We start from the raw sequence: 23,837 nt of genomic DNA, 5'->3' as shown, positions 1-23,837 counted from the left end.
CCTCAGGGCTCGAAGCGGGTCCAGCCGGGCAGCTGGGCCGAGAGGTTGACCTCGCGCCACTTGGGATGTCGCGGCGGCTGCAGCAACTCCGGGAAGCGCTGCCGGAACCGTTCCGCGAAGCGGGCCAGCTTCGCGTGGCGCTCGGCGCCGGGACCGCTGGGCCGCCAGGCATAGACGGCCAGCACGGCGCCGACCGCCACCGTCTGCACCGATGCGCCCTCTGCGATCAGGGCCGGGTAATCGGCGTGGGTGACCGGGGCCGGCAGGTAGGTCTGCAAAAGCTCCGGTGCCATGGGCAGGGAAAGAAAATGCAGCCCTTCCTCGGCCCGCACACCGGAGAACAGCCGCGTCGGCTTGCCTGTCACATAGACCAGCGCGGCGATCTCTCCGCGCCGCAGCCGCTCCAGCGCGGCATCCTGCGGCGCGTACACCGCCTCCACCGCCACACCCAGGCTGTCGAAGATCAGCGAGGCAGTCATGGCCGTGCCGCTGCCCCGAAGATCCACATTCACCTTCTGGCCAGCGAGGTCCTCGACCCGTTCCACATCTCGGCGGGCCAGGATGTGCACCTCCTCGTCATAGAGCTTGGCGACGTACTGCACCAACGATCCCACGCCGGGAAACGCCCGGTCGCGCGTCGCCGCGGCCAGAACGTCCGATTGCACCACCGCCACATCGATGCCGCGTAGGTAAAGCAGGTCCGAAATGTTCTGCAGCGAACCCTTGCCGACCACCGGCAGCACGCGAAGCTGGTCGCCGTCATCCAACACGGCAGCCAGGTCGGTGGCGATGCGGATATAGGTGCCGTCCACCCCGCCCGAGATGATGCCGATCGTCCCGGCATTGGCCTGCCGGGTCAAAGCAGTGATGCGGGCAGCGGCGGCCGGATCGGTGGCGCGGTTCTGCGCCAGGGACGGCCGGCCGACCAGCAGTGCCGCGGCGCCCAGCAATGCCGCGCGCCGGCCGGGAAAATAGCGGAACATGGCGCAGGCTTCCTCCATGCGGTTGCGGCGCATTCAGCGCCCTTCCAGCCGTGACAGGGCAGACGCGGCCTGCGCCTCGCCCAGTTCTGCGGCGCGCCGGTACCAACGTGCCGCCAGTTCGGGATCCGGGCGCATACCCCGCGCGCCAATTCGATCCAGAAAGGCGGGATCGTAGGTCTGGCCCAACGCCACCGCGGCACGCCCGCTGCCGGCTTCGGCGGCGTAGGTGTAGAGACGGCGCGCTGCGGAGATGTCGTGCAGGGCCAGCATTTCGTCGGCGCGGCGGAGCACCGGCGCCAGCCGGTCGGGCCCGCCGGGCGCCGTGGGCTGCGCTGCCTCCGGGCGCGGCGGCGGAGCCGCAGGTGGGATCGGACGGGAAGCCGGAGCAGGGTCAACGGCGGCCGGCTGGGAAGGCTGCGGCGGGGCCAGAGCTTGCGGTGGCGGCAGCCTCGCCGTTGTGGCCGGGGGCGGTGGTGCCGGCACCACCAGCGAAAGGGAAGTGGACGCTGAAGCGGGGGGCGGCGCGGCCGGAGCATCCGGCGGCTCGGCAGCGGCCAGAAGCTCGGCCCGGCGTGCCCAGACCATGGCCAGCAGCGGATCGTGCGGCATGCCGCTTTCCCCAAGGCCCTGCAGGAAGTCCTGTTGATAGGTCCGGCTCAAAGCCGCCGCCGCACGGCTGCTGCCGCCCAGCGCGGCTTGCTGGTAGAGGCTGCGGGCCGCCGCCACATCCCCCAGCGCCAGCTTCTGCTCAGCCTGCTGCAGCAATGCGGCCTTGTCCGCTGTGCTCAGCGGAGCGGGAAGCGCGGCGGCCACGGCACCGCCCGCATTCTCTGTTGCAGTGACTTCCCGCCCGGCCGCCCGAGCCGCCGGATTGGCGGGTTCCGCCACGGCCGGCTGCTGGATCTCCGGAGGGGTTGGCTGCTCCTCCGGCGGTGGCGGCTCCGTTGGGGCCTCATCCGGCGGTGCGGCAGCCTGCGTGGATTCCTGCACCAATTGGTGTGGGAGATCCGCTTCCGCATGGGCTTGCGCTTCAGGAACCGGTACCGCCTCCAGGTGGTCCGGCACATTTCCGGCAGAACCGTGCTCCTCCCCAGAGGCAAGGGCGCCAATGGTGTCGGGCACGGCCACCATGGCCAGCCCCTGCGGCAACGCGGCCACCCAAACGGTTTCCGCTTGCGTCGGATAGGCCAGCATGGCCGGAAGAGCGATCCCGGTTTCTTCCGGTGACGGCCCCATGGCCTGCAGGGCAAGCACGGGCATGCCGCCCGGATCCGCCATTTCCTCGGAACCCGGCGGCTCCGCTTCACCCGGGCTGGGCCTGCCGCCGGCCAGAAGGCCCGGAGCGGGGATCAGGTTTCCTTCGTCCCGCAGACGATCAAGCCTCTGGTCGATCTGGTCTGCCTCGGCCAGCAGTTCCGCGATCTCGGCCTGCAATGCCGCGACATAGGCATTCTGCTGTGAAACCCATTCGGACTCCGGTTCCGCCACCGCCACCGCTTCAGGGCGATCGGACACCGGACGGGCCGCCAAAGGCGACGCGGTGCCGGATGGTGGCGCGAGAGGGGGCTGTGACTGCAGGGCCGACCGGGTCTGGCCGGTGAACAATGTCAGATCCGGCGAAAGCTGAACCAGAACCGCGACGCCGGTACCAAGCAACGCGCCCGAGCCGGCAATGGAGGCCACCAGGCCTGGCCAGCGCCTGCCCGGCGCATCTCGCCTGGCATCAGAAGGCCCTGAGGGGGCACGATCAGAAAAGGTTTGCATGGTTCAGCCACTGTCCATTTTGCGTGACTTCGAAGCCATAGAAGACAAGGCGAAGGTCGCGGGAAATCTTCCGGTCCACCGCATTGCCGGCAGTGGCAGTGCTATCCTTGCCGGCCCGGCTTATTCCGGCGCCACGGTCCGCATGGTTTCCAGGATCGGCTCTTCGCCCCCATCAGTGGAAATCCTTCCTTTGCCCCGATGAGTCTCCGCACCGGAAAGCATGTATCGGCACAGAAGACGCAAAGACAAACCTCTCCTCTCTATTTTTACTTTTCAGCGGCGCCTCCGCCTTTAGTGAAGGCTAGGGCAGCGGAATACCGCGCACAATAGCTTTTGGTGGAAAACACCGGAGGCCAGTGTCACGGAATCCGGAGCGTGATCTTGGCCACGCCTGACGGTCAAAGGATACTCTATCTGCCCCCACCGGTGCGGGGCTGTTGTCAGAAGAACGCTCCTGTTATGCCGCGCCACCGCGTGACGGCGTAACAGAAACAAGCTTTCGCTTCGGCTCTGCCGCCCTAAGCTGCGGAAAGACAACAAGGGACGAGACGGCATGACGCCTGGCTTTCGCATTCTCCGGCGGCGCCACCAGGTCGCGGCGGAACTGGTGGAGCGTTTCCGCACCATCCCCGTGGCCAATATCAGCGATTCCATGTCGCGCATGATGGCGGGAGGCCCGCGCCTGCGGCCCCTCCATGCCGGAGGCGGCATGGCGGGGCCGGCCCTGACGGTGAAGCTTCGGCCCGGTGACAACCTGATGCTGCACAAGGCACTCGACATGGCCGAGCCCGGCGACATCATCGTCGCCGATGCGGGCGGTGACCTGACCACGGCCATCATGGGTGACCTGATGCTGAACCATGCCATCCGGCGCGGCATCGGCGGCATCATCATCAATGGGGCGGTGCGGGACGTGGACAGCATCCGTGCTCTCAGCTTGCCACTCTACGCCGCCGGCGTCACCCATCGCGGCCCCTACAAGGACGGACCGGGCGAGATCAACGTGCCCGTGGCGCTGGACGGCATGGTGGTCGAGCCTGGCGACCTGGTGCTGGGCGACGCGGACGGAGTGCTTGCCGTGCCCCGCCTGGACGCCGAGGCCGTGCTGGCAGCGGCCGAGGCCAAGCAGGCGGCCGAGTTGCGGGAAATGGCCGCGATCCGCGAAGGCACCAGCGACCGCTCCTGGGTGGACAAGGCCTTGCAGGCGCGCGGCTGCATCATCGAGGAGTAAGGCCCGGGAAACTGAGCGAAGCGGCAAGCCGCCTACCCCCTGAAGCCCTGGCACGCAGCGCCGGCCTGGCTGGTCCAGGCACCCGGCACTGCTCCGGTACAGGCAGGCCGGCTGCCCCCCCTGCACGTTGACGGCCCGTTCCTTCGCTCCGAGCCCGCAGTGGCAGTGCAGCCGGACAGCGTGATGGCTCGGGCGGCCGGGCACCACTTCTTTTTCGAACCGGCGGCCGGGCATGGCAAAAGGTCGCCGCCCTTCCGCAGTGCCCGGCCGCATTTCCGTCGGACCAGAGAATTGGTCGGGCGTTCTGGAGATCCGCTCGGGCATCGATGGCGGCGTGGTGAACGCACGGGTCCCGCGCTTCCAGCCCTTCGACAAACAGCATCTGAAGGCTGTGGAAGCGCAGCTCGTGGAGCCTGACCTGCTGCTGCTTCGCTGCCGCACCCGCAACTCCCGCATCGGTATTGCCACCGCCCTCCGCACCGCCGTGGCGCAAGGCGATCTGCTGCGGCGAGACGGGAATTGGAGAAGGTGACGGTGTCCGACGCCCTGCGCTGCCTTTGTTCGCCGGGCAGCCCTGTGGCGCTGAAGAAAACCGCTGCCATCGTTACCACCCTGGAAGCTGACGGACGCGACATCCGGGACGCGGCGCTGGACGCGGTCCGCACTGCCCCAAGGCTTCGCAGACCTGGAGGAGGCGCATGTTGCGGCCTGGTCACCGTTGCTGGAGCGGGTCCGCATCGATGCCGAGGTGCCCGAGCAGGGCTGCGGCGGACGTTTGATGGCGCTGCGCATCCTGCAGACCCCCTCACCGCATACGCTGGGGCTTGATGTCGGCTTTCCGGCGCGGGGCTGGCAGGAGGCCGATCGCGGCCACATCTTCTGGGATGAAACCTTTGTTCTACCCTTTGTGACCCTGCGGACGACGGAGATCGCCCGGGCCCTTCTGCTGTACCGCTGCCGCAGGCTCGATGATGCCCGCGCCGCCGCCCGTGCCGCCGGGTGCCGCCAGGTGCCGCGGCGCGATGTTTCCCTGGTGCTGCGCCAGCGACGGGCACGAGCAGACGCCGCGCCTGCAGTGGAATCCGCTTTCCGGCCGCTGGATGGAGGACCACACGCGCCTGCAGCGCCATGGCGGCTCCACCGTCGCCTTGAACCAGTGGCGCTGCTGCGACGTCACCGGAGACGAGGATTTCCTGGCCGAGCATGGGGCGGAGGTGATGCTGGAGGTGGCGCGCTTCTGGGGCAGCGCCGCGCGCCATGACCTGGCCACCGGCCGGTTCGACATTACCGGTGTCAGCGGACCGGACGAGTATCACACCGGCTATCCCGGCGCGCGAGAACCAGGGTTGCGCAACAACGCCTACACCAACGTGCTGGCCGCCTGGATGCTGCTCTGCGCGCCAGAGGTGCTGGAGCGGCTGCCGGCGGCGCGGCGTTGTGCCGCGCCCTGTCGCTGAGGCAGGCGGAAGTCGCGCATTGGCAGCATGTCGCCCGGGGGCTGCGCCTGGCGTTCGCGAACGAGGGCACGCTGCTGCCCTTCGAAGGGTTCGACCGTCTGCGGCCGCTGGATCTGCAAGCCATGGCGGAGAAGCATGCCGGGCAGCGCCTGGACTGGGTGCTGGAATGCCAGGGCGAGGGCACCAATGGCTACCAGGTCCTGAAGCAGGCGGACACGATGATGCTGCCCTTCCTGCTGCCGCGCCGGGAACTCTCCGAAGCCCTCGCCGCGATGGGCCATGCCATGACGGAGGAACAGGGGCGCCGCACGGCAGAGCACGACCTGACGCGCACCACGCATGACTCGTCCATGAAGCCCGAGCACGATCCCTCCGGCGCCTCCTCCGTGGCGGAAGAACCCCATCTCGGCACCTATGGGGATCCTTTGACGTGCTGCAGCACCACTACCTTGGGCTGCTGGTGGAGCCGGGCGGGCTGACGCTGGACCCTGCCCCCGCCTCCGCGCCTCACGCCGGTCCGCGTGGGCTTCAAATGCCGGTTCGGGCAATTCTCGCTGGAATGGACCGGCCGGACGACGTGCCTTCGCGCCGCGCCGGAGAACACCGCCGCTGTGCCGGTATGGCATCCCATCAGGGAGCGGCGCCTTGAACCGGGCGCCACGATCGAGGTGCCGGGCTGACCGGGTTGGTCACCCGGTCGGCGGATCGCCCGATCAGCGGGCGGGACTGATCTCGGTCGCCAAGGTCATCTGGTCCACTCTTCCGCTGAAGTTCAGATCCTTGCGGAAGGCCCAGGTCGAGCTTTCAAAGTAGAGCGGGATTTCCGGCAGGCTCTCGGTCGCCATGGTCACTGCGCGGCGCAGCAATTCCTCGCGCGGCGCATCCTCCATGGTGCCGAGCGCCTTCTTCAGCACCGCGTCAAACGCGGGATCGGAGAAGCCGCCATAGTTCCGGGTGCCAAGGCCATCTTCCCGGCTTGCGGTCGCCACCCAGTTGCGCAGAAAGGAGGCCGCCTCGCCGCTGCTGGAACCCCAGCCACCCAGCGTCAGGCTGAAATCGCCCTCGCGCCGGCGCGTGAAGAAGACCGAGACGGGCATGGTGTCCACGGCAGTGCGGATGCCGATGCGGTTCAGGTACTGCGCCAACGCCTGGGCCATGCGTGCATCGTTGACGTAGCGGTTGTTGCTGGCATGCAGGGTCAGGGTGAAGCCGTCGGGATAGCCCGCTTCGGCCAGCAGCCGCCTTGCGCGGGCGGGGTCATAGGCCATTTCGGGGGCCGGGTTCAGCGCACCGGCCATGCCGTCCGGCAGGAATTGGTACGCCGTGGTGGCCGCGCCTTCCATCACACGCTCCACCAGCGCCTTGCGGTCGATGGCGGCGGAGATCGCCTGCCGCACGCGCAGATCCTGCAGCGGGTTGGGCCCACGGTTGTTGACCGCCGGGCTTTCCGCGCGGCCCACATCCGGCTGCAGGAACATGATGCGAGTGGAAGGGGTGATCACATCGGTGAACCGCCTGTCCTGGCGGATGCGCTCCAGGTCGCGCGCGGCAGGGTTCTCGATCAGGTCGAAATCGCCGGCCAGCAGCCCGGCCACACGCGGGCCCGCCGCCGTGACAGGGCGCAGCTCCACCCGCGCCCAATGGGGCTTCGGCCCCCAGTGATCCTCGTTGCGCTCCAGCAGGATGTGCTGGCCGGGAACGTAGCTCGCCAGCTTGAACGGCCCGGTGCCGATCGCCGCCCGCCCGCTGTTGAAATCGTTGATGGCCGGGAAGCTGCCGGCCACGCCGCATCCTTCGGCGGGCGCGAAGTGCAGCGGCTTGCCGGCCACGGCGCGAGCGGACAGCATGGCGGTGTTCGCCAGTTCCACCGGCAGCAGCGGGTTGGGCGCACGGGTGGTGACGATCACGCGATGATCGCCATCCAGTGCCACCTTCTCCATGTTACGGATGGGCTCGGCAAAGGCGCCCGGCGCCGCGGTCGGATTGTTGAGAATGCGGCAAAAGGTGAAGAGCACGTCGCGCCCGGTGAAGGGTGAGCCATCGGAGAAGCGCACATCCGGCCGCAGGTCGAAGACCCATTCCCGCTCGCCACGCGCTTCCCAGCGCAGGGCAAGCCCGGGCCCCGGCCGCTGCTGCGCGTCGCTGTGCACCAGAGTGTCGAAGATGTGGCGGGTCGGCGTGTAGTTGGAGGTGATCTCGTTGCTCAGCGGATCCATGGCAGTGGTTTCGGCCGCAAGCCCGATCCGCAAGGTCTGCGCCGCGGCGCCGCCCGTGGTGAAGGCCGCCATGGCCAGAGCCAGTCGCGCGAGGCGTCGCACCATCATCCCTCATCCCCTTTCAGGCACCGTCGCGAACGGCATACGCGCCGATCTGTAGAATGTCCATATCGCGATCCGAGTTCGTGAAAACGACCAGTGCGTATGGCCCGGGGCTTAACTTCCTTTCGCTCCCAGCCGCCGCAGTCCTTCAAGGTAGCGCTGCGCCGCCATGTGGTGGCTCCGGGCGAGGCCAATCGCCTCCCTGGCGGACACCGCGCGAAAGGCGACACGCTGGCGGCTGCGGAGTTGCACGAACCGGTCCAGCGCGGTGGACACCACGGTAGCAATCTTGGGATAGCCACCGGTGCTCTGGTGGTCGGCCAGCAGCACGGTCGGCACGGCATCGCCGGAAACCTGGACCGAGCCGCGCGCGATAGGCTCCGAAGGCATGTCCAGCGCGGCGGCCGGCCGCAAGGAGGGACCCCGCAAACGAACCCCCATCCGGTCATAGGCCTCGCTGAGCGTAAAGGGTTCGCGCAGGAAGGCCGCAATGGTGTCCGGTGCGAAGAAGCGGTCCTGTGGCCCCAGCACCACCGGCACCTCCGCCGGAGGCCGTGCCCAGGCCGGCAATGGCATGCGCAGCGGCGGGCCACGCAGCACCCGCGTCGCCGAAACGGTCAAGGCCTGCCCGGCGGCGAGGCGTCCGCCGCCCAATCCGGTCGGACCGTGGGTCGAAACACTGCCGAGCCATGGCGTCACCTGCAAATCGCCGGCGAAGGCCAGATAGGTCCAGCAGCCCCAGAAGCCGGGCCGTACGGTCAGCTCCGATCCGGCGCGCAGCGTCAACACGGTCCAGGCGCCATGGCGGCTGCCATCGAGCACCACCTGAAAGCCGCCCCCTGCCACGGCCAGCGTCACCTCTCCCTGCTTGCAGCGCAGCGACAGCCCACCAGGCGAGATTTCGATGGCGGCGGCGCCGGGCGCATTGCCTAAGACGGCCTGCACGGCGGCAAAGCTGGAACGATCCATCGGGCCCGAGGTGGGAACGCCGAAGCGCATCATCCCCGCCCGTCCGGCATCCTGGAAGGTGACATGCGGGCCGGCGGCGGTGACGGTGAAGACGGCTTCGCTCACCGCGGCGCCTCCGCCTCGAAATCGGCGCGGCCGATGCGAGTGAAGCGCACACGGTCCCCCACGTCGAACAGGACGGGTCGTTCCTCTTCCTCACCGTACAGGATACGGGTGGGGGAGCGGCCGATGATCCACCAGCCGGTAGGCATCACCAGGGTGGTCACCAGGCATTGGGGCCCGGCAATCACCACGCTGCCTGCCGCCACATCCCGCACCGGAGCGTTCTTGCGCGGCAGGCGGATGGCCTCCGGCACTCCGGCCAGATAGGCGAAGCCCGGCGCGAAGCCGTACATGTAAACCCGGTAGTCACCGGCCAGATGGGCGGCGATCACCGCTTCTTCCGACAGGCCGGCGGCCTTGGCCACATCGGACAGGTCCGGCGCGAGGTCGGCATCGTAGCAGACGCGCACCTCCCGCTCCTGCCCCGCCGCAGGCGACGCTCCGGGCGCCTCGATCAACCGCCGCAAGGCGTCCTCCACAGCCTCGTGGTCGGCAGCCAGGGGATCGAAGCGGACCAGGATGTTCACGTAAGCCGGCACGGCCTCCAGGAAGCCCGGCACCGCCTCGCGCGAAAGCCGCGCATCCAGGCGCAGCACCGCATCATGCACCGCCTCGCTGATGGAGTCGCCGAACTCCACGAGCACGCCGTGATCCGCCACGGGCCGGAAAACCGGGTAGCGCAGGGTCACGAGGCTGCGTCCAGAAAGGGCGCCACCCCGATGCCGGCCTCGGCCAGGCGCTGGCGCACATGCCGTGCCATCACCACGGCGCCGGCGCTGTCGCCATGCACGCAGATGGAACGCGCTTCCAGCCGGATGGGAGCGCCATCGACCACAGGCATCAGGCCGGTTTCCAGAAACGCCACCAGCCGCGACGCCGCCTCTTCCGGGTCGTGGATCATGGCGCCCGGCTTGCTGCGGGGCACCAGTTGCCCGTTGGACAGGTAGCCGCGATCGGCAAAGATCTCGCTGTAGCTCGCAAGGCCCGCATCGTGCCCAGCGCGGTCCAGCGCCGTGCCGGAAATGGACAGCATGGCGAGGTCTGGCGACACCGCCTTCACCGCCCGGGCCACGGCGGCGGCGACATCCGGGTCGGCCGCCGCCCAATTGCCCAGCGCGCCATGCGTCTTGACGAAGCGCACGGTGGTTCCAACCAGTGCCGCCGCGCCCATCAACGCGCCGATCTGCGTGGCCACCAGCCGCTCCACTTCGCCCAGGCTGTGCGGGATCAGCCGGCGGCCGAAGCCTTCCCGGTCGGCAAAGCCTGGATGCGCCCCGGCCACCACCCCACGTTCCCGCGCCAGGGTCAGGGTCTTGAACATCGTTTCCGGATCGCTGGCATGGGCGCCGCAGGCAATATTGGCACTGGTGACAAGGCTCAGCATCGCCGCATCATCGCCCATCTGCCAAGGACCGAAGCTTTCGCCCAGATCGGAGTTGAGGTCGATCGTTCGCGCCATTGTTCTGCTCCTTGACCCTGCGACGCCACGCCGCCGCGCCGGTTGATTCGTTACAATGGGAGCATGGTGAGCGGTAGCCCCGGGCATGGATGATACGCTTCCGGTGGCCGGAAGGCCCGCGGCCACTTGCGTGGCTCCTGCGGCAGCGGCCTGGCCATTCCGCAGGGCATGCAAGCAACCTATTCTCGGCGCCCTCGGCCCAACGGAACAGGGATGACGCGACGATGCATGGCGAGTTCAAGGTGCAGGGCGGCAAGCTCGTCGTGGTCGACCTCCAGGTCCGTGACGGAAGGCTGGCCGAAGTGCGGGTCGCCGGCGACTTCTTCCTGGAACCGCCCGAGGCGCTGGACGACATCGTGGCGGCGGCCGAGGGCCTGCCGGCCGATGCCTCCTTCGAGGCGATCGCCACCGCGATCCGCACAGGCCTCAGGCCGGACGCTGCCCTGATCGGCTTCAGCGCCGAATCCGTGGCCGTGGCGATCCGCCGTGCCCTCGGCGCAGGGGGCGGCTGGCACCATTACGACTGGCAGATCATTGAGGCACCGCCGCTCTCCCCCGCGATGCATCTCGCCGTGGACGAGGTGCTGGCGCAGAACGTGGCGCGCGGGCTGCGGGCACCGACGCTGCGCTTCTGGGAATGGGACCGTCCCGCCATCATCATCGGCGCCTTCCAGTCGTTGCGCAACGAGGTGGATCTGGACGCGGCCGCAGCGCATGGTGTTGATGTGGTGCGCCGCGTGACGGGCGGCGGCGCCATGTTCGTCGAGCCCGGCAGCGCGGTCACCTATTCGCTCTACGCTCCGGCCGAGCTGGTGCAAGACATGGGCTTCGCGGAGTCCTACGCCTTTCTGGATTCGTGGGTGCTGCAGGCACTCGTGTCGCTCGGCATCGACGCCTTCCACAAGCCGCTGAACGACATCTCCAGCAGCAAAGGCAAGATCGGCGGCGCGGCGCAGAAGCGCTATCCCGGCGGGGCGGTGCTGCACCATGTCACCATGGCGTATGACATGGATGCGGCGAAGATGGTCCAGGTGCTGCGGATCGGCCGGGAGAAGCTCAGCGACAAAGGCACGACCAGCGCTGTGAAGCGAGTCGACCCTCTGCGCAGTCAGACAGGCCTGCCGCGCGCGGAGGTGATCCGCCGGATGCGGCAAACCTTTGTCGACCTGCATGGCGGCGCGCATGGACAGATCACCGACGCGGAGCTTGCAGCCGCCCAGAAGATCGCCGCCGGGAAATTCTCTTCCGCCGAATGGCTGCATCATCTGCCCTGATCGCGAGGCGGAAGATGCGGGCTTGCGCCCCGTCTCGGGCCATGGATGGTGCGAAGGGGGAAGCCCCCGCGGCAGCGTGCGCCGCGGCCTGAATGCGAGCCGGTGCTGGGTCGCAAGCAAGGCAGGCAGCCCGCCGCCGACCATGAAGCGCGGCGGCATCAACGGTTGGCAACCGCAGCAGGCACATGCCGGAGCAGAGCGGGCAGCCTCTCCTCCCCAGACCTGACACAGATTGTTTCTGAACTTTCGGACACTTTCGCGCGGCACCTTAGTTCTTCGGTCATCGACGGCCTTCGGCCAGCTGCGACCTCCAGGCCGCTCAACTCTCGACAACGGGACCATTCATGACCGATCGCCGAAGCTTCCTCACCACAGCCTCCCTAGGCGCTGCCTTTGGCGCAATTGGCTTGGGCCGGGCGGCTGCCGCTCAAACGAGAGACCAGGGAACCGCTGGCCGCGCCCCCGACAGCCTGCCGCGCAATTCCGGCGACCAGGGCCGCTGGCGCCCAACCCACCGGCTGGGACTTGGCGGACAGCCCCTGAGCAACGGCTTCGGCAAGGTGGTGTCCGATACCCAGGCCATCGCGACGGTGGAGGCCGCCTGGAACGCCGGCATCCGCCTCTACGACACCTCGCCCTGGTACACGCTGGGCCGTGGCGAACGACGCATGGGAACCGTGCTCAGCAGCAAGCCGCGCGACGAGTTCCAGATCGCCACCAAGATCGGCCGCATCCTGGAGCCGGATGCCGGGCTGGACCTGCGCCGTGTCGCCAACTGGGCCGATGCGCCAGCTTTCCGGCACCGCTTCGACTACACCGCCGACGGCACGCGCCGCTCGGTCGAGGACAGCCTGCAGCGCCTCGGCCTGGGCCGGATCGACATCGTCTTCGTGCACGACCTTTCTCCGGGAACCTCCGACATCGGTGACTGGCGCGAGCAGTTCGAGATCGCGCGTCAGGGCGCCTTCCCGGCACTGGAGCGGATGAAGCGCGAGGGCATGATCAAGGCCTGGGGGCTCGGCGTGAACGATCCGGAGCCCATCCTCGCCGCGCTGGAAGCGGCCGAGCCCGACATCTTCCTGGCGGCGACGCAATATTCGCTGATCGACCATGACAGGGCGATGGACGGCATCGTGCCAGCGATCCAGAAGGCGGGCGCTTCCATCATGGTGGGCGCGCCCCTGAATGGCGGCTTTCTGGCCGGGAAGGAACGGTTCAACTACGGCCAGAACATCCCCGAGGCGATTCTGGAGAAGCGCCGCCGCATGCTGCGGGTGGCCCGCAACCATGGTGTGGATCTGCGCGTGGCGGCGCTGCAGTTTCTCGACGCCAGCCCGGTGGTGTCCTGCAGCGTGCCGGGCGCGAGCCATCCCGAGCAGCCGGTCCAGAATGTAGAGGCCTTTCGGGCCGCCATCCCCGCCCAGTTCTGGTCCGAGCTACGTGAGGAAGGCCTGATTCACGAGCGCGCCGCCGTGCCCGCGTGACCCGAGGGGCCCGGCCTGAGGGCCGGGCGTGTTCCGCAGCGCCCGTCAGTTTTCCCCCGCGGCTTAAGCGGGCACCAGACCGTAGCGAAGCATGATCGATCGGACCGCCGCGGGGTCAGGCTTGCCGGCGGCCAGCAGCGCAGCCAGTTCCCGGAAGTATTCCGGCCCCAGCACCCCTGGTGTCAGGATGCAGAGGCACCGCGCCACCGACCCGCTGATATTGCTGAAGCCATGCACCTTGCCGCGCGGGATGAACAGCGTGTCGCCAGCGCCGATCTCGTGTGGGACACCCTCCACCGTGTAGGTCACCACGCCGGACAGGCCATACACCGTCTCCTCCCAGCTCTCGTGGTAATGCGGCACGGGCATCCGTCCTTGCGGCTGCAGCGTCAGCTCAAACATGTCGAGGCTTCCTCCGGTGTCGTGCCGGTTTCGCAGGAAGCGGAGCTGGAAGGAGCCGAACTCGATCATTTCTGGCATGGCGCGCTGTTCCGCAACGGTGAGGCGGCAGGCTAGTACGACTTCGCTTTCTGGTCTGCCCCGCCGGTGGCGGCGGTGGCCGTGCCCCTTGCCATCTGTTGTGGCACAGACCGGAAAACCTGCACGAGCCAATCCACGAAGACCCTGACGCGGGGCGAAAGCTGCCGGCTCTGGGGATAGAGGGCCGATACAGGTGTCGGGGAGGGCGGGAAATCCGGCAGGACCTCCAGCAGCGTGCCCGATCTGAAATCCGCCTCGAAGCGGTAGCGGGGCGCCTGCACCAGGCCGTAGCCCAGCCTCGCGAGAGCAGCGCTGGTGTCGGAGCCAGTGACGGTGAGCCGGCCCGGCAGGCGGACCTCCTGAACCTGCCCATCCCTGGTAAACTCCAGCGGCAGGACTTCCCCACTCGCGGAGGACAGGAAGCCGATCATCTGGTGCCCTGCGAGCTCGTCTGGCGAACGTGGCGTGCCATGCCGCGCCAGGTAACCGGGGCTGGCGGCGGTGGCCTCCGGCAATTCGCCGAGACGCCGGGCAATCATGCCATTGCCGGCCGGCAGCCCGGCACGGACCACGCAATCCACACCTTCGCGGACCAGATCCACCAAGCGGTCCCCTTCCCCAATTCGAAGCCCGATCTCCGGATAACAGGTCAGGAACTCCGGCAATCTGGGCAGCACCAGCTGCCGGAACATGTTGCCATGAACGTCGATCCGCAGCACGCCCCGGGGCTGCCTGTCGGCGAAGCCGCCTTCGGCATCCTCGATCTCGGCCAGGATGGCGACGCAGCGCCTGTAATAGGCCTCGCCGTCGAGGGTGGGCGAAACATGACGCGTGGTCCGGTCCAGCAACCGCACGCCGAGCCGCGCCTCCAGCTGCTTGATGGCCTCGGTTGCCGTGGAGCGCGGCACGGCAAGATCCCCTGCCGCCGCGCTGAAGCTGCGTCGCTCCACAATGCGGGTCAGCAGGCGCATCACCTCCAGCTTGTCCATCGCCACGTTCGCTCCCGTCGAATTCTGATGCTGGAATACAGCCGATTATTCCAATCCAACGAAGATGTAGGCTTTTTCTAACAATTCGAGGCCATGGCTGATGACGCCTGCCTGCGCCGACGCCCGCTATGGCGTGGGCTCCCTGCCGCACCGGCCCAGAGTCCTTCGGGGGCATGCTGGTTCCGGGACTGCCCCGCCTGTGGCCCACGAGCTTCGACCAGACGAGGACCCTTGATGACCCCGGACCGGAACAAAGCACCGCCCGCTGCCACCGCGGCCTGCATCACACGGCGCGATGCCGCCCTCGCCGCGGCGGTCACGGCCAGCCTGCCGCTCGGCGGATCGGCCGAGGCGCAACCTGCCCCCGTCCCCGCAGCCGGTGCGACCTTGCCGCTCAGCCTGCAGGTCAATGGCCAGCAGGTGGACGCCAGCATCGATCCCAGGACCTCGTTGCTGGACCTGTTGCGGGAAGGGCTTCACCTCACCGGCGCCAAGAAGGGCTGCGACCACGGGCAATGCGGTGCCTGCACCGTGCATGTTGACGGGCGACGCGTGGTGTCCTGCCTGACCCTCGCCGCCAAGATGCAAGGCCGCGAGGTGCTCACCATTGAAGGGCTCGCGCTTCCGGAAGGCTCACTGCATCCCATGCAGCAGGCGTTCATCGACCATGACGCGCTGCAATGCGGCTATTGCACGCCGGGGCAGATCATGGCGGCTGTGGCCTGCGTGCAAGAGGGGCACGCCACCAGCGCCGAGCAGATCCAAGAATTCATGAGCGGCAACATCTGTCGCTGCGGCGCCTATGCCGGGATTGTGGCGGCCATACAGGACGCCGCGGCGCAGATGGAAGGGGGCTGAGCGATGCAGCCCTTCACTTACGTCATCGCCCCGTCGGCGGAGGCCGTGCCCGCCGCGCTGGCTGACAGCCGGACGCGCATTCTGGCGGGCGGCACGACGATCTACGACCTGATGAAGCTGGGCCTGGAAGCGCCAGCCACGTTGCTGGACATCACTGCCATTCCGGGCCTCGACGGCATCCAGGTCACGGAGGGGCAGCTGGTCTTCGGCGCGCTGGCGCGGATGAGCGACGCCGCCGCGCATCCCGAGGTCCTGCGGCGCTGCCCGGTGCTGGCGGAGTCGCTGAACAGGGCGGCCTCGCAGCAGTTGCGCAACATGGCGACTCTGGGCGGCAACCTGCTGCAGCGGACACGCTGCGCATACTTCCGCAACGGCCCGGACTATCCCTGCAACAAGCGCGTGCCCGGCAGCGGCTGCGCGGCGCAGGAGGGCCTGGACCGTGGCCACGCCTTGTTCGGCGGAAGCGAAGCCTGCATCGCCGTGTATCCTGGCGACTGGGCGGTAGCCCTGGTGGCCATGGATGCGGCGCTGGACCTGCTGGGGCCGGGCGGTTCGCGCAGCCTGCCGGTTTCCAGCCTGCACCGGCTGCCCGGGGACGCGCCGGAGCGGGAAACCGTGCTGCAACCCGGTGAGATGATCCAGCGTATCCGAGTTCCGCTGGGGCGGCTCGGCGAGGCCTCGACTTACCACAAGATCCGCGACCGGGAATCCTATGCCTTCGCGCTGGTGTCCGCCGCCGTGGCACTTGATCTCGACGGGGGTGTGGTGCGGCAGGCGCGGATCGCGCTGGGCGGCGTCGCCACGCGGCCCTGGCGCGTACCGGAGGCCGAGGCAGCGCTGATCGGCCGTCGCATGGATGCCGCCCTTGCGGCCGAGGCGGGGCGCCTGGCCTTCACCGGGGCGCAGCCGGGCCGGCACAACGGCTTCAAGATGGAACTGGGCGCGCGAACGGTGGCCGACGCCCTTCTGATCGCAGCCTCGCGGAGCGGCATGCCATGAGCGAAACAGCTTTTCCCGATCGCGCCCGCGTTGCCGCGCGCGACATGGTGCGCGGCGCTACCCTTTACTCCGCCGATGTGCCTTTGCCGCGCATGACGCATGCGATGACGGTGCCGTCCGCCATCGCACGGGGGCGCGTCACTGCCATCGAGACCGGGCCTGCACGCGTCCTGCCAAGCGTGCTGGCGGTGCTGACGCACGCGGACTTCGCCGGCGTGACAAGCGCAGGCTACGTGCTCGGCGGCGGATACGGCACCCACAGCCATCAGCCCATGCTGTCCGACCGTATCGCTTATCGCGGCGAGCCGGTAGCGCTGGTGGTGGCGGAAACCCTGGAAACGGCCGTCGAGGCTGCCGGCCTGGTGCGCCTCCGGTACGACACGGAGCCCTTCGCAGCGACGCCGGATTCCCCTGATGCCGAAGTCACCGCGCCGCGCGACACGGTGAAGATCGGGGATGCGGAGGCAGCGCTGGCAGCTGCCGCTTTCCGCGTCGAAGGCAGTTTTCACTGTCCATCTGCCCACCACAACCCGATGGAGCTGATCTCGACCACCGCCGATTGGCAAGACGGTCGGCTGACGATCCATGAGGGCACGCAGAATTCCGGCGCCATCAAGCATGGCCTCGCTGCCGCGCTGGGGCTCGATCCGAGCCGGATCCGGGTGAACAGCGCCTTCACCGGCGGCGGATTCGGGCAAAAGAACTCGATGCAACCGCAAACCGTTCTGGCAGCGCGGGCCAGCATGATGCTGAACCGTCCGGTGAAGCTGGTGCTGCCGCGGGCGCAGATCTTCTTCACGGCGCCGCTGCGTCCGGCGTCCCGCCACACCGTGAGGCTCGGTGCCGACGCCCAGGGCCGGATCGTCGCCGCGACCCTGCAATCGCGGCAACAGAACAATCGCGCCGACACGTTGAACGCCAATTTCGCCACGGTGCCGGCACGGCTCTACGACATCGCCAACTTCTCCGCCTCCGAGCAACTGGTTCGCTGCGACACGGCCTGCGTCGGCTACATGCGTTCCCCCTTCGACCACGAGGCGGTGTTCGCTTTCGAGAGCGCGGTGGACGAGCTGGCCCATGTCGCCGGCCAGGATCCACTGGCCTTTCGTCTGGCGAATGACGCCGCGCGCGACCCGGTGACGGGTAAACCGTTTTCTTCCCGCTTCCTGGTCGAGTGCCTGCGTGACGGCGCCAGGCGCTTCGGCTGGGATCGCCGCAGCCCGGAACCGGGCTCGATGCGGGGGCCGGACGGCACGTTGATCGGGCTGGGCGTGGCCACGGGCGCCTACAAGGCGGCGTCGTCGCCGGCAACGGCCCGGCTGAGGGTCAGTGCCAACGGCACCACGCGGATCGCGGTTAGCGGGCACGAGATGGGCCAGGGCATCCGCACCGCCATTCTGAACGCGTTGGTGGAGCGGCTGGCGGTGGACCCGGAACGCGTTGAGATCCTGATCGGCGATCCCGATGCAGCCCCGCAGCACCTCACCGCCGGTTCCTGGGGGACGGCAAGCACCATCCCTGCTGTCTGTGCCGCCGCGGACTTGCTGCAGCAGCGCTATGACGAGTTGCGCAACGGACGGACTTTGACAGGCACCTTGCACCAGGGCCTTGCGAGCCTCAAACGGCCTTCCATCGAGGTGGAGGCGAGCAGCCGGGCACCGGGCCAGCCCGACGCCGTCTTCGGCCGCCTGGCGGGCGGACTGCCCGCACCGGCCGGGCCCGAGCACCCGAACTTCCTGTCCTTCAGCTATGCCGCACATTTCGTGGAGGTGCATGTGGAGCCGACGACGCGGCGCATCCGGGTGCCGCGCGTCGTCAGCATCATCGATTGCGGCCGGGTGGTCAGCCCCCGCACGGCAGAAAGCCAGGTGCGTGGCGGCGTGGTGTGGGGTCTGGGCGCGTCACTGCGCGAGGCGGGCGAGACCGACCCGCGCTTTGGCGGAGCGCTCAACAACGACCTTGCCGAATACGTGGTGCCGGTGAACGCCGATATCGGCCGGATCGAGGTGGGCTTCATCAACCGCCCCGATCCGCTGCTGAACGCGACCGGCGTGAAAGGCATCGGCGAGGTGGTCATGGTCGGGGTGGCGGCAGCCATCGGCAATGCCGTCTTCCATGCAACGGGGCGGCGCCTGCGCGAACTGCCGATGCGGGCGGAGCACCTGCTTTAGCGCGATGGCCGGAGGCGGGCGGCCCGGCGAAGGAAGATGGTCCCGGACGAGTCCCCGATGAGTGCCTTGATGGAACTCAAGCCAGCGCCACCTCTGGCAAGGCCTGACCTTTCATCCTTCATGTCACCCAGCGGGACCCTCCATGCCTCACCCATTTCGCTTCCTGATCGCCGAGAGCGAGGCGCCGGAGGACCGGGAGGCTCGCCGCCAAAGCGTCGGCCGCAGCTCGGGAGAAACCTATGCCGCCATTCTGCGGAGCATCGCGCCCGACGCGCATTGCGATCAGGTGAAGCCGGCCGAGGAGGATGACGCGTTGCCGGACCCTGACGCACTCCGCGGATATGACGCCATCTTTCTTTGCGGCTCTCCCCTGCATGTGTACGAGGACACGCCGGAAACCGGTCGCCTCCTGGCCTTCATGCGCGCCGTGTTCGCGGTGGGCACACCAGCCTTCGGCTCCTGCGCGGGATTGCAGGTCGCAGTGGCCGCGGCGGGTGGTCAGGTCGGTCCCCATGCGCACGGCGAGGAAGCGGGCTTTGCCCGACGGATCACGCCCACGGCTGAGGGGCGCGCGCACCCCCTGTTGAGCGGGCGCCCCCCGTCCTATGATGCTCCGGCCATCCACTCGGACGAGGTCAAGCGGCTTCCGCCGGGAGCCACCCTGCTGGCGACCAGCGGCGCAACGCAGGTCCAGGCCGCCGAGATCCGCTTCGGCGAGGGCGTCTTCTGGGGCGTGCAGTATCACCCTGAGCTCACCCTCCACGAGGTGGCCCAGGCCCTGCGCCGCCAATCCGACAGCCTGGTCAAGAACGGTCTGGCGCAGGATGCCGCGGCGGTTGATCGTCACGTCATGCAGCTGGAACAGCTGGCGCAGGAGCCAGCCCGCCGGGATCTGGCCTGGCAGCTCGGCCTGGACCGGCAGGTCACCGACACCGTTCTGCGGCAAACGGAGCTGCGTCGCTTCATCGAACATCTCGCGGAGCCGCGCCGTGCCAGGCGCAGCGGCGCTCAGCCACGCTGAAGGCACCGGTCCCGGACCGGGCTGCACATCCTGGAGGAAGCGGCGAGGAAACCGCCGCATCCGAAGCCTTCCGCCGCTTCAAACCTTGCCGGTCAGGCGGCCATCAGGAGGGTGATCATGCCAGCTCCTCCCCCTTCTTCTCCGGGATCAGCAGCCACATGGCCAGAATGTCGAGCAGGTAAAGCAATGCGAGAAGGGCGATGGCGGTCTGGAAGCCATATGCGATTGCAATGGCACCCACCACCACGGGCCCGAAGCCGCCAATGGCCCGCCCGATGTTGAAGAGCACGTTCTGCGCCGTGGCGCGGGCGGCCGTCGGGTAGAGTTCGCTCATCAAGGCGCCGTAGCCGCCCAGCATGCCGTTAACAAAGAAGCCCATCACCGCGCCGGCGATCAGCAGGGCCGTCGCATCCGTCAGCTGGGCATAAACCACCACCATAATGGCAGCCCCCAGCATCCAGCCGAAAAAGGCAGGCTTGCGGCCCACGCGGTCGGCGACCTGGCCGAAGGCGTAGATGCCGATGGCCATGCCGAGGATCGTCACCGCCGTCCAGGTGGCGGATTGGGTCAGGCCGAACCCGAAGCGCGTGGACAGGTAGTTCGGCAGCCAGATCATGACCCCGTAGTAGCCGAAGTTCTGTACGCCGCAGAGGATCACCATGCCCAGGCTGATGCGGGTGGTGCGGCGATCGGCGACCAGCAGACGCAGCGGGGATGGCCCGGCCGCGCCGGCGCTCTTTCGCACGAACACCTCGGGCTCATGCAGATTCTTGCGGATGAAATAGGCTGCCACCGCCGGAAAAAGTCCGATGACGAACATGCCGCGCCAGCCGATCTCCGGCAGCAGCAAGGGGGTAAGCAAGGCGGCGCCGAGCACGCCCACCTGCCAGCCGATCCCCACATAAGAGGAAGCGCGGGCGCGCTTGGAGGCCGGCCAGGCTTCGGCAACCAGCGCCATGCCGATGCCGAACTCGCCGCCCAGCCCGATGCCGGCGATGGTGCGGTAGAGCAGCAGGTCCCAATACCCCTGGGCCAGTGCGCACATGCCGGTGAAGACGGCGAAGAGGACGATGGTCCAAGTCAGCACGCGGACCCGGCCAAGCCGGTCGGAGAGCATGCCGAAGCCCACGCCGCCGATTACCGCACCCACCAGCGTCGCCGTCACCAGCGAGGCGGCTTCTGCCGGGCTGAGGCCGAGATCGGCCGAGATGGCCCGCAGCATGAAGCCGAGGATGAGCAGGTCGAAGCCGTCCATGGCATAGCCGAGGGCGGAGCCCCAAAGCGCCTTCCAGGCGGCGGGGGTGACAGCGTCACGGTCTATGGGTGGAAGCGGGGTTCCGGTCTGATCAGCCACAGCGGCCATTCCCTTTGAACATCATTCGGTGTTGTCCGGCCGGGAACCCGGCGCAGCAAGTCATCGCGGCCATGCGTGAGCGTCGCATCATCTTCGGCCAAACGCCGCGCCGCAGCGACGCCGTCCCCCGGCCGGGCACAGGATCCGGTGCTGACGGCCGGAATTGCTGACCGCAAGGAACATCAGGCAGGATGGGGAGGCGCCCGCTCACTGGACGCCCATTGCGCTCGGCTGCGAACGGTTCGGCAAGCCCGGGCCACAGGGCGCGAAGTTGCCGGACGTGGAAACGCTGCGTGCGAGAATGCGCCGGCCTGCCGGTTCCCACGCCCCCCAGGGCATCCGCATGCTCACCATTCGATAGGGCGCCAGAGCCTGACCTCCGGCGTCTGAATGGCCCTGATGGAGGCCTGCAACTCCGTTTCCAGGGCCGAAAGGAACCGTCCCCGGTCGGCACCCTGCATCGGTGCCGGGCCCCGCGTGACCATGCCAATCTCACGCAGGTGCTGCGCAACTTCGCGGCCCGCCAGCGCACCGCCAATATTCTCGGCCGTCCACGGCCTTCCCTTTGGCGAAAGCGCCCGGGCACCCTTCTCCAGACAACGGGAGGCCAGGGGAATGTCTGCCGTGACGCAAAGATCATGGCGGCGAATGGTCGCCACGATCCAATCATCCGCCACGTCCGCTCCGGCCTCGACGATCACCCGCTTGATCCAGGGGGCGTCCGGTAGCCTGATGCCGCGGGAACCGTTGGAAACGACCTGGACGTCGAGCCCGAGGCGCTCGGCAACGTGGAAGACCTCATCGCGAACCGGGCACGCATCGGCGTCAATAAAGATTTCGGGCAGTGTTGTGGCTTTGTCCATCGCCGCAATCTAAGCCGAGCCAGAGGCGATGGGCACCATGGACGATCGGCCATTCTCCAGGCCTGGTCCGAACGGGCGCCGGCGAGGGAAACAGGACAGCATCATCGCGCTTCTTTCCGGCCGGGTGCGTGGAAGCAGTGTTCGGGGCCCGGAAATCGCCGCCCGCGAACATCGTCGGCATAGGCCGCGGCGGCCTCGGCGATCATCCCTCCCAACTCGGCATACCGGCGGACAAAGCGCGGGGTGAAGTCGCTGAACAGCCCGACCACATCCTCCGTGACCAGGATCTGCCCGTCGCAGGCGGCTGAGGCCCCGATGCCAATGACGGGAATGGGCAGTTCCGCCGTGATTGCTGCCGCCACAGGCTCCAATGTGCCCTCGAGAACAATGGCGAAGGCACCGGCCTCGGCAACGGCGCGAGCATCTGCGGCAATTTGCGCCGCTTCTTCTTCCGAGCGTCCGGTAGCCCGGAACCCGCCGGCCACATGCACCGCCTGGGGCATCAGACCCACATGCCCGCACACAGGGATGCCGCGCTGCGCAAGGAAGCGGATGGTTGGCGCCATCTCCTCGCCGCCTTCTAGCTTCACGCCGGATGCTCCGGTTTCGGCCATGATGCGGGCCGCGTTCCGGAAGGCTTGTTCGGGGCTCTCCTGGTAGCTGCCGAAGGGCATGTCGACGAGGACGCAGGCGGTGTCGCTGCCCCTGACCACAGCGGCGCCATGATTGATCATCATGTCAAGCGTCACAGGCAAGGTGCTGTCGAAGCCATACAGCACCATTCCAAGGGAGTCCCCCACCAGAAGAAGGTCCACATGCGGATCGAGAAAACGGGCCATCGGCGTGGTGTAGGCGGTCAGGCAAACAAGCGCGGCCCCGCCCTTCCGCCTCCGGATCGCCGGGGTGCTCAACCGCCTGCCGCGAACGGGTGTGCTCATGAATCGTTCCTCCTCATTCCTGCCGCATCCGGGCTCCGGCCGGGGGGGAGACGGCTGGCGCATCCGAACACCTGCGGCGCCCGGCCCAGCTCTTGGCACAGCCTGCCGGCTTTCGCACCGTCACCTTGGCGGCTGGCTGAGAAGAGACTGCTCTGCCCAGGTTGGTGCGTCGCAATCAGGTATGCGAGCAGGCGGGGTGACCCCGTCTGACCCGGAAGCTCGGTGACGGTCCGGCGGCAGGCGATCTTGAGGGGCAGGCGCAACCTGTCACCTGCTGCTCCCCCCAGGTTGGACTGGGAGCAAAGGAGGTGGTTTCCAAGAGGGCGGTGCGCCGCTATACTCGGAGCTGCAATGTCTGCGTAGCTCAGCTGGATAGAGCACAGGATTCCTTGTTTCGATTGGGCGTTGCGTTCGGAAACGGCGCAACGGATCCGCTCAAAGTCGGGGAAAGCTACGGCGCGCTGGTCGCCTTGCCGATCCCGAGCCAAGCCCCTCCTCCGGCGGGGAAGGTGTAGAGACTGGACGGGCGGCACCTACGGGCCTCGGCCTAGGGTGAAGGGACAGTCCAGACCACGAACGCCTCCGGGCGGCGGCGAAAGCCGAAGTGGGATGAATCCTGGGGCCGTGGGTTCGAATCCCGCCGCGGACACCATTTCCTTCCTGAGATATCGCTTTCTAGGCTGCTGCAGGCGCCTCGAAGCCCGGGTTCCACGTGGGTTCGCGCGGTAGCCTTGGGGTGTCGAGAGGCGGAAGAGGCAGAATTCTCTCTCTGAGCGGCGGAGGCTTTCCAGACCTTGGGTCCTGGTCGTCTTGACCCAAGATTAAGTTCCTTTCAGTTCAGCGGCTTAGGAAGCTGGTAGAGGGTGAGCGTTCGAGCCCTTCCTGGGGCTCCAGTCGGTACTCCCACGAATAGTCTTCCCCGCTGAGGGAACTCTACAAGCTTGCAGAATTTCCCACACTTCTCGAGCCGACCTTGATGGTACGCGGCAGGAAGGAGGGCGCGTTTTGCTCTCTGGACGGCGGAGAGTCTCGGACCTTGAGGGTAGGACGATTTCGCCAACAGGGTTTAGGGCGATGCTTTTACCTAGATCTTGTCGCCGCAGAGCTTGTGGCTATTCCGTAG

Annotated in this window: 22 protein-coding genes and 1 pseudogene; 12 read left to right on the top strand and 11 right to left on the bottom strand. The window is 67.9% G+C overall.

Annotated elements, in window-relative coordinates:
* Positions 1–2 precede the first annotated feature (2 nt).
* Both ACFOD4_RS13335 and ACFOD4_RS13330 read right to left on the bottom strand, forming a co-directional pair.
* A complete protein-coding gene (locus tag ACFOD4_RS13335) occupies positions 3–1,016 on the bottom strand; it encodes a TAXI family TRAP transporter solute-binding subunit (RefSeq protein WP_379597139.1) in 1,014 nt (337 codons plus the stop codon).
* Complete coding sequence (locus ACFOD4_RS13330; protein WP_379597137.1) at positions 1,017–2,666, bottom strand: hypothetical protein; 1,650 nt, start codon at positions 2,664–2,666, stop codon at positions 1,017–1,019.
* A 79-nt stretch (positions 2,667–2,745) separates the two neighbouring features.
* On the opposite strand from ACFOD4_RS13330, the gene ACFOD4_RS13325 reads away from it, so the two are divergent.
* The 6 genes and pseudogenes from ACFOD4_RS13325 to ACFOD4_RS13300 all read left to right on the top strand — a co-directional run bounded on the left by ACFOD4_RS13325 (position 2,746) and on the right by ACFOD4_RS13300 (position 5,914).
* The gene (locus ACFOD4_RS13325; RefSeq protein WP_379597136.1) at positions 2,746–2,949 is read left to right on the top strand and encodes a hypothetical protein; all 204 of its coding nucleotides are present in this window, start codon (positions 2,746–2,748) and stop codon (positions 2,947–2,949) included.
* A gap of 351 nt (positions 2,950–3,300) precedes the next feature.
* Positions 3,301–3,978: an RraA family protein gene (locus ACFOD4_RS13320; RefSeq protein ID WP_379597134.1), complete on the top strand. Its 678-nt coding sequence runs from the start codon at positions 3,301–3,303 to the stop codon at positions 3,976–3,978.
* A 232-nt stretch (positions 3,979–4,210) separates the two neighbouring features.
* The gene (locus tag ACFOD4_RS13315) at positions 4,211–4,510 is read left to right on the top strand and encodes a hypothetical protein (RefSeq protein ID WP_379597132.1); all 300 of its coding nucleotides are present in this window, start codon (positions 4,211–4,213) and stop codon (positions 4,508–4,510) included.
* Positions 4,511–4,756: 246 nt separating this feature from the next.
* A pseudogene (locus ACFOD4_RS13310) lies at positions 4,757–4,921 on the top strand (hypothetical protein); the annotation flags it as partial.
* Positions 4,922–4,949: 28 nt separating this feature from the next.
* The gene (locus ACFOD4_RS13305; RefSeq protein ID WP_379597130.1) at positions 4,950–5,435 is read left to right on the top strand and encodes a hypothetical protein; all 486 of its coding nucleotides are present in this window, start codon (positions 4,950–4,952) and stop codon (positions 5,433–5,435) included.
* Positions 5,414–5,914 (top strand): hypothetical protein, encoded by a 501-nt coding sequence (locus ACFOD4_RS13300; RefSeq protein WP_379597128.1) that lies wholly within the window; start codon positions 5,414–5,416, stop codon positions 5,912–5,914. The genes ACFOD4_RS13305 and ACFOD4_RS13300 overlap by 22 nt, the downstream gene beginning before the upstream one ends.
* Positions 5,915–6,148: 234 nt before the next feature.
* On the opposite strand, the gene ACFOD4_RS13295 is transcribed toward ACFOD4_RS13300, so the two are convergent.
* The 4 genes from ACFOD4_RS13295 to ACFOD4_RS13280 form a co-directional block, all read right to left on the bottom strand.
* Positions 6,149–7,756, bottom strand: a complete 1,608-nt coding sequence (locus ACFOD4_RS13295) for an ABC transporter substrate-binding protein (protein ID WP_379597126.1) — start codon at positions 7,754–7,756, stop codon at positions 6,149–6,151.
* Positions 7,757–7,867: 111 nt separating this feature from the next.
* Positions 7,868–8,827, bottom strand: a complete 960-nt coding sequence (locus tag ACFOD4_RS13290) for a 5-oxoprolinase subunit C family protein (RefSeq protein WP_379597124.1) — start codon at positions 8,825–8,827, stop codon at positions 7,868–7,870.
* Positions 8,824–9,513, bottom strand: a complete 690-nt coding sequence (gene pxpB / locus ACFOD4_RS13285; RefSeq protein WP_379597123.1) for a 5-oxoprolinase subunit PxpB — start codon at positions 9,511–9,513, stop codon at positions 8,824–8,826. Before pxpB ends, ACFOD4_RS13290 begins: the two co-directional genes overlap by 4 nt.
* Complete coding sequence (locus ACFOD4_RS13280; protein WP_379597122.1) at positions 9,510–10,283, bottom strand: LamB/YcsF family protein; 774 nt, start codon at positions 10,281–10,283, stop codon at positions 9,510–9,512. Before ACFOD4_RS13280 ends, pxpB begins: the two co-directional genes overlap by 4 nt.
* A gap of 224 nt (positions 10,284–10,507) precedes the next feature.
* Here ACFOD4_RS13280 and ACFOD4_RS13275 point away from each other — a divergent pair, with 224 nt between their 5' ends.
* Together ACFOD4_RS13275 and ACFOD4_RS13270 are read left to right on the top strand one after the other, a co-directional pair.
* Positions 10,508–11,557: a lipoate--protein ligase family protein gene (locus ACFOD4_RS13275; RefSeq protein ID WP_379597121.1), complete on the top strand. Its 1,050-nt coding sequence runs from the start codon at positions 10,508–10,510 to the stop codon at positions 11,555–11,557.
* Positions 11,558–11,901: 344 nt separating this feature from the next.
* Entirely contained in the window at positions 11,902–13,041 is a 1,140-nt protein-coding gene (locus ACFOD4_RS13270; RefSeq protein ID WP_379597120.1) for an aldo/keto reductase, read from the top strand.
* A 63-nt stretch (positions 13,042–13,104) separates the two neighbouring features.
* Here the strand turns inward: ACFOD4_RS13270 and ACFOD4_RS13265 are convergent, their stop codons facing one another.
* Both ACFOD4_RS13265 and ACFOD4_RS13260 read right to left on the bottom strand, forming a co-directional pair.
* Positions 13,105–13,521 carry a cupin domain-containing protein gene (locus ACFOD4_RS13265; RefSeq protein ID WP_379597119.1) on the bottom strand — a complete coding sequence of 139 codons (417 nt, stop codon included), beginning with the start codon at positions 13,519–13,521 and terminating at the stop codon, positions 13,105–13,107.
* Between the two features lie 32 nt (positions 13,522–13,553).
* The gene (locus tag ACFOD4_RS13260; protein ID WP_379597117.1) at positions 13,554–14,510 is read right to left on the bottom strand and encodes a LysR family transcriptional regulator; all 957 of its coding nucleotides are present in this window, start codon (positions 14,508–14,510) and stop codon (positions 13,554–13,556) included.
* Positions 14,511–14,897: 387 nt separating this feature from the next.
* On the opposite strand from ACFOD4_RS13260, the gene ACFOD4_RS13255 reads away from it, so the two are divergent.
* From ACFOD4_RS13255 to ACFOD4_RS13240, 4 genes are all read left to right on the top strand, one after another.
* The gene (locus ACFOD4_RS13255; RefSeq protein ID WP_456316893.1) at positions 14,898–15,368 is read left to right on the top strand and encodes a (2Fe-2S)-binding protein; all 471 of its coding nucleotides are present in this window, start codon (positions 14,898–14,900) and stop codon (positions 15,366–15,368) included.
* 3 nt (positions 15,369–15,371) lie between these two features.
* Positions 15,372–16,367 (top strand): FAD binding domain-containing protein, encoded by a 996-nt coding sequence (locus tag ACFOD4_RS13250; protein ID WP_379597115.1) that lies wholly within the window; start codon positions 15,372–15,374, stop codon positions 16,365–16,367.
* A complete protein-coding gene (locus ACFOD4_RS13245) occupies positions 16,364–18,538 on the top strand; it encodes a xanthine dehydrogenase family protein molybdopterin-binding subunit (protein ID WP_379597114.1) in 2,175 nt (724 codons plus the stop codon). The genes ACFOD4_RS13250 and ACFOD4_RS13245 overlap by 4 nt, the downstream gene beginning before the upstream one ends.
* 142 nt (positions 18,539–18,680) lie before the next feature.
* The gene (locus tag ACFOD4_RS13240) at positions 18,681–19,559 is read left to right on the top strand and encodes a type 1 glutamine amidotransferase (RefSeq protein WP_379597113.1); all 879 of its coding nucleotides are present in this window, start codon (positions 18,681–18,683) and stop codon (positions 19,557–19,559) included.
* Positions 19,560–19,674: 115 nt separating this feature from the next.
* Here the strand turns inward: ACFOD4_RS13240 and ACFOD4_RS13235 are convergent, their stop codons facing one another.
* From ACFOD4_RS13235 to panB, 3 genes are all read right to left on the bottom strand, one after another.
* On the bottom strand, positions 19,675–20,913 hold the full coding sequence (locus ACFOD4_RS13235) for an MFS transporter (RefSeq protein ID WP_379597112.1): 1,239 nt from the start codon (positions 20,911–20,913) through the stop codon (positions 19,675–19,677).
* 347 nt (positions 20,914–21,260) lie between these two features.
* The gene (locus ACFOD4_RS13230; RefSeq protein WP_456316892.1) at positions 21,261–21,758 is read right to left on the bottom strand and encodes a YaiI/YqxD family protein; all 498 of its coding nucleotides are present in this window, start codon (positions 21,756–21,758) and stop codon (positions 21,261–21,263) included.
* A gap of 119 nt (positions 21,759–21,877) precedes the next feature.
* Positions 21,878–22,714 (bottom strand): 3-methyl-2-oxobutanoate hydroxymethyltransferase, encoded by an 837-nt coding sequence (gene panB, locus ACFOD4_RS13225; RefSeq protein WP_379597108.1) that lies wholly within the window; start codon positions 22,712–22,714, stop codon positions 21,878–21,880.
* Positions 22,715–23,837: the final 1,123 nt, after the last annotated feature.

It is taken from the genome of Teichococcus globiformis, from assembly GCF_042646265.1.
GTDB lineage: Bacteria > Pseudomonadota > Alphaproteobacteria > Acetobacterales > Acetobacteraceae > Pseudoroseomonas > Pseudoroseomonas globiformis.
This window is presented reverse-complemented; position numbering and strand designations above follow the sequence as displayed.

Bases quoted from the DNA above. Each gene is read 5' to 3' on its own strand.
- ACFOD4_RS13275 (WP_379597121.1), top strand. From the start codon at position 10,508: ATGCATGGCGAGTTCAAGGTGCAGGGCGGCAAGCTCGTCGTGGTCGAC.
- ACFOD4_RS13280 (WP_379597122.1), bottom strand. From the start codon at position 10,283: ATGGCGCGAACGATCGACCTCAACTCCGATCTGGGCGAAAGCTTCGGT.
- ACFOD4_RS13265 (WP_379597119.1), bottom strand. From the start codon at position 13,521: ATGCCAGAAATGATCGAGTTCGGCTCCTTCCAGCTCCGCTTCCTGCGA.
- ACFOD4_RS13240 (WP_379597113.1), top strand. From the start codon at position 18,681: ATGCCTCACCCATTTCGCTTCCTGATCGCCGAGAGCGAGGCGCCGGAG.
- ACFOD4_RS13260 (WP_379597117.1), bottom strand. From the start codon at position 14,510: ATGGACAAGCTGGAGGTGATGCGCCTGCTGACCCGCATTGTGGAGCGA.
- ACFOD4_RS13335 (WP_379597139.1), bottom strand. From the start codon at position 1,016: ATGCGCCGCAACCGCATGGAGGAAGCCTGCGCCATGTTCCGCTATTTT.
- ACFOD4_RS13305 (WP_379597130.1), top strand. From the start codon at position 4,950: ATGCCCGCGCCGCCGCCCGTGCCGCCGGGTGCCGCCAGGTGCCGCGGC.
- ACFOD4_RS13315 (WP_379597132.1), top strand. From the start codon at position 4,211: ATGGCAAAAGGTCGCCGCCCTTCCGCAGTGCCCGGCCGCATTTCCGTC.
- ACFOD4_RS13270 (WP_379597120.1), top strand. From the start codon at position 11,902: ATGACCGATCGCCGAAGCTTCCTCACCACAGCCTCCCTAGGCGCTGCC.
- ACFOD4_RS13320 (WP_379597134.1), top strand. From the start codon at position 3,301: ATGACGCCTGGCTTTCGCATTCTCCGGCGGCGCCACCAGGTCGCGGCG.
- panB (WP_379597108.1), bottom strand. From the start codon at position 22,714: ATGAGCACACCCGTTCGCGGCAGGCGGTTGAGCACCCCGGCGATCCGG.
- ACFOD4_RS13325 (WP_379597136.1), top strand. From the start codon at position 2,746: ATGGTTCAGCCACTGTCCATTTTGCGTGACTTCGAAGCCATAGAAGAC.
- ACFOD4_RS13250 (WP_379597115.1), top strand. From the start codon at position 15,372: ATGCAGCCCTTCACTTACGTCATCGCCCCGTCGGCGGAGGCCGTGCCC.
- ACFOD4_RS13245 (WP_379597114.1), top strand. From the start codon at position 16,364: ATGAGCGAAACAGCTTTTCCCGATCGCGCCCGCGTTGCCGCGCGCGAC.
- ACFOD4_RS13295 (WP_379597126.1), bottom strand. From the start codon at position 7,756: ATGGTGCGACGCCTCGCGCGACTGGCTCTGGCCATGGCGGCCTTCACC.